The sequence below is a fragment of the Reyranella sp. genome (genome assembly GCF_052439685.1).
In the GTDB taxonomy this organism is placed as follows: domain Bacteria; phylum Pseudomonadota; class Alphaproteobacteria; order Reyranellales; family Reyranellaceae; genus Reyranella.
Genome location: NZ_JBQVQG010000006.1, coordinates 260919 through 267520, shown reverse-complemented (window position 1 = coordinate 267520; position 6602 = coordinate 260919). Strand labels below are relative to the sequence as shown.

The 6602-nt window shown below is 67.9% G+C and carries 8 protein-coding genes; 4 read left to right on the top strand and 4 right to left on the bottom strand.

The annotated features are described in order from the left end of the window. Both ACT6UX_RS11205 and ACT6UX_RS11200 read left to right on the top strand, forming a co-directional pair. Nucleotides 1–1024, top strand: a 1024-nt coding sequence (locus tag ACT6UX_RS11205; RefSeq protein WP_444775230.1) for an AEC family transporter, incomplete at its 5' end; no start/stop codon positions are given. A 22-nt stretch (nt 1025–1046) separates the two neighbouring features. Next, the gene (locus ACT6UX_RS11200) at nt 1047–1895 is read left to right on the top strand and encodes a TauD/TfdA dioxygenase family protein (RefSeq protein WP_444775229.1); all 849 of its coding nucleotides are present in this window, start codon (nt 1047–1049) and stop codon (nt 1893–1895) included. 13 nt (nt 1896–1908) lie between these two features. Here the strand turns inward: ACT6UX_RS11200 and ACT6UX_RS11195 are convergent, their stop codons facing one another. The 4 genes from ACT6UX_RS11195 to ACT6UX_RS11180 all read right to left on the bottom strand — a co-directional run bounded on the left by ACT6UX_RS11195 (nt 1909) and on the right by ACT6UX_RS11180 (nt 4751). After that, nucleotides 1909–2421, bottom strand: a complete 513-nt coding sequence (locus tag ACT6UX_RS11195) for a DUF992 domain-containing protein (RefSeq protein ID WP_425064282.1) — start codon at nt 2419–2421, stop codon at nt 1909–1911. A gap of 65 nt (nt 2422–2486) precedes the next feature. Then, nucleotides 2487–3353, bottom strand: coding sequence for a phytanoyl-CoA dioxygenase family protein (locus ACT6UX_RS11190; RefSeq protein ID WP_444775228.1), 867 nt, complete (start codon nt 3351–3353; stop codon nt 2487–2489). Between the two features lie 101 nt (nt 3354–3454). Next, nucleotides 3455–3976 carry a hypothetical protein gene (locus tag ACT6UX_RS11185; protein ID WP_444775227.1) on the bottom strand — a complete coding sequence of 174 codons (522 nt, stop codon included), beginning with the start codon at nt 3974–3976 and terminating at the stop codon, nt 3455–3457. 52 nt (nt 3977–4028) lie between these two features. After that, nucleotides 4029–4751 carry a sulfite exporter TauE/SafE family protein gene (locus tag ACT6UX_RS11180; protein WP_444775237.1) on the bottom strand — a complete coding sequence of 241 codons (723 nt, stop codon included), beginning with the start codon at nt 4749–4751 and terminating at the stop codon, nt 4029–4031. Between the two features lie 165 nt (nt 4752–4916). On the opposite strand from ACT6UX_RS11180, the gene ACT6UX_RS11175 reads away from it, so the two are divergent. Together ACT6UX_RS11175 and ACT6UX_RS11170 are read left to right on the top strand one after the other, a co-directional pair. Further along, entirely contained in the window at nt 4917–5405 is a 489-nt protein-coding gene (locus ACT6UX_RS11175; protein WP_444775226.1) for a sigma-70 family RNA polymerase sigma factor, read from the top strand. Between the two features lie 99 nt (nt 5406–5504). After that, nucleotides 5505–6491 (top strand): FecR family protein, encoded by a 987-nt coding sequence (locus ACT6UX_RS11170; RefSeq protein WP_444775225.1) that lies wholly within the window; start codon nt 5505–5507, stop codon nt 6489–6491. Nucleotides 6492–6602: the final 111 nt, after the last annotated feature.

The window sequence follows — 6602 nt, the reverse complement described above, 5'->3', positions numbered from 1 at the left end:
CGATAAACCCCGCGCTGTTCTAAAAATATCAGCCCGCGCCCGGGGCGGGGCGCGCCCCCAGCGCATGAGTGCGATCGTCGATATCATCGTGCCGGTGTTCGGCATGGTGCTGGTCGGCTGGATGATCGGCCGAAGCAAGCTCCTCAGTCCCGAGGGCTTGCGCGGTTTCACCGCCGTGACCTTCTACGTGCTGTTTCCCGCGCTGCTCTTCCGCTCCATGGCCAAGGTGCGGCTGGAGACGCTTGAGCCGCAGGTGCTGCTCGCCTTCTTCAGCGGCGTGATGGTCCTCTACGGCATGCTCATGGTGCTCGGCCGCATGCAGGGGCTGCGGCTGGGCGACCGGGCCATGTTCGCGCTGAGCGGCTCCTTCTCGAACGGGGTCGGCATCGGCATCCCGTTCGTCAGTTATGGCTTCGGCGAGCAGGGGTTGGTGCCGCTGCTGATGATCATCAGCGTGCATTCGCTGATCCTCCTCACCTTCACCTGCTTCCTGATGGAGATGGACGGCGCGGGCGGGCGGCAGGGCAATGTGCTGAAGCGGCTCGGTGGCGCTGCATTGTCGATGCTCAAGCACCCGGTGATCCCGGCGATCTTCGCGGGCCTGCTGTGGGGGGAGATCACCACCCATGTTCCCGGTATCGCCACACCGGCGGTGATCGACCGCATCCTGCAGGCCCTTGCAGCGGCGGCGCCGCCCTGCGGCCTGATCATGGTCGGCGCCTCGCTCGCCCATGTAGGCCTCAAGGGCCATTGGCAGTCGGCGGCGGTGGCTTCGACCTTCAAGCTCGCGGTCCTGCCGGTGCTGGTCTGGACGATCGGCCGCTATGTTTTCCCGCTCGATCCGCTGTGGCTCACTGTGGCGACGCTGAACGCTGCCCTTCCGGCCGGCGCCAACGTCTATCTGATCGCCCAGATGTACGGCGTGGGCGTCGCGCGTGCGACCAATGCCGTGGTGATCTCGACCGCCGCCAGCGTCTTCACCCTGTCGATCGCCCTGCTGTTGCTCGGGGTGCAGGCGCGATAAGCTCGGGGCCGGAGGACAGCCCATGACGTACGAGACGGTTCAGGTGCGCGAACTCGAGGGCGGCTGCGGCGCCGAGGTGCTGGGGCTCGATCTCAAGTCGATGAGCAATCGCCAGTGGGACGAGGTGCAACGCGCCTTCGTCGAGCACGGCGTGATCTTCTTCCGCGACCAGGCGTTGACGCCCGAGCAGCACATCGAATTCGCGCAGCGCTGGGGCCAGATCGACATCAACCGCTACTTCAACCCGGTCGCCGGTTACCCGATGATCGCCGAGGTGCGCAAGGAGCCGCAACAGCAGAAGAACATCGGCGAGCGCTGGCACACCGATCATACCTACGACCAGATCCCCGCCATGGGCTCGATCCTGGTGGCGCGCGAGCTGCCATCGAAAGGGGGCGACACGCTGTTCTCCAACGTCTATCGCGCATTCGAGACGCTGTCCGAGGGTCTGAAGAAGACACTTCGCGGACTGAACGCCGTGCACTCCTCGGCGCATCGGTTCGGCGCGGCGGCGCGCAAGGCGAGCGGCAGCGATCACGTGTTCCACAATGCCGACCAGGTCGGCGACGTGCTGCATCCGGTGGTGATCCGCCATCCGCTGAGCGGCCGCGAGGCGCTCTACGTCAATCCGGACTTCACGCTGCATTTCGAGGGCTGGAGCGTCGAGGACAGCAACCCGCTGCTCGACTATCTCTATGCGCATGTCACGCGGGGCGATTTCACCAGCCGCTTCCAGTGGCGCGACGGCTCGATCGCCTTCTGGGACAACCGCGCCACCTGGCACAGCGCCCAGAACGACTATCAGGGCGAGCGGCGCCTGATGCACCGCATCACCGTCGCCGGCTGCGCGTTGCAGGCGGCGACGGCTTAACCGGTCTGGGAGTCTACTGCTTCAGCCGGATCGTCATGGCAGCGACGCCGGTCGCCAGGTTGTAGCCGGCGTCCTTCACGACGCCCGAGGCCAGCATGCCGATCTCGGCGTTGGGGCCGCCATAGATCCAGTTGCCGCCGGCCTGGTTGCCGGCCGCGACAGTGCCCTGCTCGCCGACATAGGTGCCGCTCAGCTGGGTGGCGCCGCGGTCCGAGCCCAACGAGTAGACGCGCCAGATCGTGTGCACGGCCTTGGTGTAGCCGATGTCGATGCCGACCTTGTCGATCGTGCCGGTGTACTGCGCCGTCGAGACGCCGTCCTTGCCGAGGAACACGCAGTCGAGCGGCTTGGCCGAGCCCAGGATATAGCCCGTGCTGCCGCCGACATTGCAGGTCAGCGAGCCGATGTAGATACGCGAATTGGCATTGGTCGTGTTGAGCTGCTGCGCGCTCGACTGCTGCAGGCTGCAGGCGCCGGTCGACAGGGCGAGGGCGGCCAGGGCGGCCGTCATGACGACGTTCTTCATAGACACTCCTGTTGGGGAGGGCGGCCCGCAGGCGCGCCCGTCCGGGAGACAGCCACTACCACGACTCAAGGCCTGGCGCCCGTCATCACCGCTTCCTGGTCCTCAGGCGCGTAGAAGAAGTCGCCGGGCCTGAAATCGTGGCCGAGGTCGCCCAGGAGGCGGCGCTGGCGCGGCGTGCAGCGGTCGAGCACCGCTGCATAGGCGCCGCTGAAGTCGTAGGCGCGGATGAACATCTGGCAGTAGTTGTAGAGCAGGGTCTTGCGCGCCTTGCCGGAATGGTTGGGCGAGGGCCCGTGCCACAGGGCGTGCGGGAAGACATAGGCGTCGCCCGCCTTGCCGAGCAGCGGCACCGCGCCCGGCATGCCGGGGTGGGGGATGCGCTCGGCGCGCTCCGGGAAGCTGCGCAGATGGCTGCCCGGGAACACGGTGAAGTTGCCGCTGTCCGGGCCGGTCACGTCGGTCAGCAGGTACATGACCTTCACCGCCAGCGGCCGGCTGGTCTCGCTGACGCGGATCGATTTCTGGGCCTGCCCGCCGTCGGTGTGGGTGTAACCCGGAAAGGTGTCGGTCGAGGCCCGCACGATCGCCTGGCTCATCGAGAACTGGATGTAGGGGCCCATGAGGTCGAGGATCAGATCGAAGATCGCCGGCCGGTCGATCAGGTCGATGAAGGCCTGGTGGTAGGGCAGCAGGTCGCGCCTATCCATGAACGCGTCCTTGTTCTGGTCGGGCAGCTTCCACGCATAATGGCCGCGCGGCAGCGTGCCCGGCGCGGGTTCGTAACCCGGCTCGGGGCGCACTTTGTCGTCGAGTAGCCTGGAAAAGAAATCGACCTCGGCGGACGACAGCGCGCCCTCGATCTGCAGGTAGCCGTCGACGGCCCACTGCTCTCTTTGTGCCTCGGTGAGCGTGCGCGTGGTGTTGGCCAGCATGCGTTCCTCCCTGGAAGCCTGCTGCCAGCCTAGCGCGGTCCGCCGCCCGTGTCGGCGGCGGCCTCTCGCATGGCGGCCGGGCGAGGTCCGCCCGGAAAGCCCTATCGCGCGTCGCGCTTCGCCTGGGCGCGCGCGACCTGCTTGCGCACGCTGCCGCGCACCGATCCCGGCACGTGGTTCTCCACGAGGACGCGACCCTTGCCGCGAACCGCCTTGGCGGGGCCCTTGGCCTTCGCCGGCGTCTTGGCCGTCTTGGCCTTCTGCTTCAGCGCCAGCGCCTTCTTCGCGCTGGCGACCAGGTCGGCCTTCGCCTTGATCTCGCCGCGGCGCGCGGTCTCGGTGTCGAGACGGGTGAGCGCCGCCGACAGTATCTCGAGCTTGAGCTTCGATCCGTCATCGGCTTTCGCCGGCGTCGCACCGCGCGGCCGGGCTTTGCCACGCAGCTCGCGGCGCTGGCGCTCCGCCACCGTCTTCGCGCGGTCGCGCTTCGTGCGCAGGCGCTTCACCAACCGGCTGAGTTCGGAATCGGTCAGCGACCGTGCGGCGCGGATGCCGGACATCGCCACCAGCTCGCGCTCGCTCTCGGTGAGGGCGCGCAGTTCCTGCTTCTTCGTGATTGCCATAGTCGGTCTCCTTGAAGGGGAGTTCCTCCTTGCCAATCAATTTCGCGCTCGTCTACCTCAGCGCCTGCCAAAGCAGCGCGACACCGGACACGGCCATCACGATGTCGAGCATGTACTGGAAGGCGGCAACGCTCAGCCGTTCGACGATCAGGCGCGAGAGATAGGTGCCGGCCATCACCGAGGAGCCGGTGATCAACCCTTTGACGACTATATCGGTGGGCAGCGCGCCGAACGCCTGGAAGGTGACGGCCTTGCTGATGTAGAGCGCGAGCGAACCCGCGGCTTCGGTGGCGATGAAGGCGCCTTTGACGAGTCCGTGTGCGGCGAAGGCCGGCACGCTGAGTGGTCCGGTCGAGACCACGATGCCGGTCAGGAAACCGATCACGATGCCGGCCGCGAACATGCCGCCATACCCCAGCACGATGTTGCGCCGGGCGAGCCAGCGCCGGCCCGGGATCATGGCGAGGAAGAAGATGCCGAGCGCCGTCTCGACCGTGTTCTCCGGCAGCGCCAGCAGGGTGCGGGCGCCCAGCGCCGCGGCCGGAATGCCGCCCAGAGCGTAGGCCGCAGAGGCGCGCCAGTCGATGCGGCGCCACCAGGCGGTGATTTTGGCGAAGTTCGACATCAGCGCGACGACCGCCATTATCGGCACCGCCTCGCGCGGCCCGAAGACCATGACCAGCACCGGCAGCAGGATGACGGTCGCGCCGGTCCCGACGATACCGCTCACCGTCCCGGCGATGAATCCGACGAACAGGACGAGGGCATAGCTCAGCATCGTGTCTCCGACCTCGCCCGCACAGGGGAAGAGGTGCGCGCTCTTAGCGGGATTCTCCGCGGCACGCGATGTCTCTTGCCGCGCGTGTCCGGCGGGGCTTATAAGGCGACTTGCGAATAATTCGCAACTGGAGTGCGCAGCTTGGGTGGCGAGCCGACGGCCTTGGCATTGTACGCGGCGCATCGACATGCGCTGACGAGCTATGCGAGCGGCATCGTCGGCGATCATGCGCGTGCCGAGGATGTCGTCCAGGAGGCATGGCTGCGGTTCGTCTCGGCCATGGCCAAGGGCCCGCTGGAGGAGCCGGTCGGCTATCTCTATCGCATCGTGCGCAACCTCTCGGTCGATTGCCGCCGCCGCATGGCGCGGGAGCGCGTGGTTGGCAGCGAGAGCCTGTCCGAGGCGGAATCGCTGGCCGACGGCCTGGCATCGCCCGAGATGCAGGCTTCGGCGCGCCAGGATATCCGCCGGCTGATCGAGGCGATGGAGGAACTGCCCGAGCGGACCCGCATCGCCCTCGAGATGCGACGTATCGAGGGCTGCAAGCTCAAGGAAATAGCGGCCCGCCTGGGCGTGTCGGTCCCGGTTGCCTACCAGATCGTGGCCGAGGGGTTGGCGCATTGTCACCGCCGGCTGAAGGCAGACCGGTAGGCTGAAATCTTTCCAAAAATTTTCGACCGCCGCAGCGTCTAGTGTGACGTGGGCGTGCGGATGCCCTGAAATCGGTGGCCCCTCTGGCCAAGGACGGACATGTCGATCGACAAGGACGAGCAGGATGCGTCGGTCGCGGCGGCCCACTGGCTGCTCGCGTTGGAGGAAGAGCCGGACGATGTCGACCTGCGCCGGCGCTTCGAGACGTGGCTCGCCGAGCGTCCCGAGAATGCGGCCGCCTGGGCTGGCGTGTCCGATGTCTACGACGCGATCGGGGCGCCGGCCTATGTCGAACATCGCGCGGCCCGCGAGTCCCGGCCGGGCGCCGTTGCGTCCGTCACACGGCTGGATGGCGTCCGGGCGCGACGTCGGCGCTTCCTGCTCCCGGCCGCGGCGCTGGCGCTCGCGGCCTGCCTCGCGCTGGTGACCTTGCCCGGTCTCCACCTGCAGTGGCAGGCCGACCACGTGACCTCCGTTGCCGAAAGCCGGTCGGTCGTGCTCGACGACGGGTCTTCGGTCCGCCTGGCACCCGGCAGTGCCATTGAGGTGCTGGGCGCTGGCAGCCGTGGCGTGCGGCTGCTGCGGGGAGAAGCGCTGTTCGAGGTCGTACCCGACAGCGCGCGCCCGTTCCGTGTCGAGGCCGGTGGCGTCGAGACGACCGTGCTCGGCACGGTGTTCGACGTACGGCTGCTGGCAGCCGGGGCGTTCGTCGCGGTGCGCCAGGGCGAGGTGCGCGTCGATCGAGCGGCCGCGCCCCCTGTCTCCGAGCGCTTGAAGGCCGGTGATTGGGCGAGGGTCGAGCGGGGCGCCGACGTTGCGCGCGGGACCGTGCCGCCCACCGAAGTCGCGGCGTGGCAGAGAGGGCAGATCGTCGCCCGCGATCGCGCGATCGCGGACATCGTCGACGAAGTGGGCCGCTCGTTCCAAGGCGTCGTGCTGGTCACCGACGGCGCGCTGGCACGGCAGCGCGTGACGGGCGTCTACAATCTCGACGATCCGGTCGCGGCCCTGCGGGCCGCCGCCGGCGTCCATGGCGGCGTCGTCCGCCAGGTGTCTCCCTGGCTGATCGTCGTCTCCGCGAACTGACCTGCGCGAACTTTCTCCAAAAACTTTGCCGGCGCCGGACGTTGATTGACCACGCGCCGATCTGAGACGCCGCCGCAGACCCGGTCGCCGCGCCATGTCGTTGGGAGAGAG

Bases quoted from the DNA above. Each gene is read 5' to 3' on its own strand.
- ACT6UX_RS11195 (WP_425064282.1), bottom strand. From the start codon at position 2,421: ATGAAGAACGTCGTCATGACGGCCGCCCTGGCCGCCCTCGCCCTGTCG.
- ACT6UX_RS11190 (WP_444775228.1), bottom strand. From the start codon at position 3,353: ATGCTGGCCAACACCACGCGCACGCTCACCGAGGCACAAAGAGAGCAG.
- ACT6UX_RS11185 (WP_444775227.1), bottom strand. From the start codon at position 3,976: ATGGCAATCACGAAGAAGCAGGAACTGCGCGCCCTCACCGAGAGCGAG.
- ACT6UX_RS11170 (WP_444775225.1), top strand. From the start codon at position 5,505: ATGTCGATCGACAAGGACGAGCAGGATGCGTCGGTCGCGGCGGCCCAC.
- ACT6UX_RS11200 (WP_444775229.1), top strand. From the start codon at position 1,047: ATGACGTACGAGACGGTTCAGGTGCGCGAACTCGAGGGCGGCTGCGGC.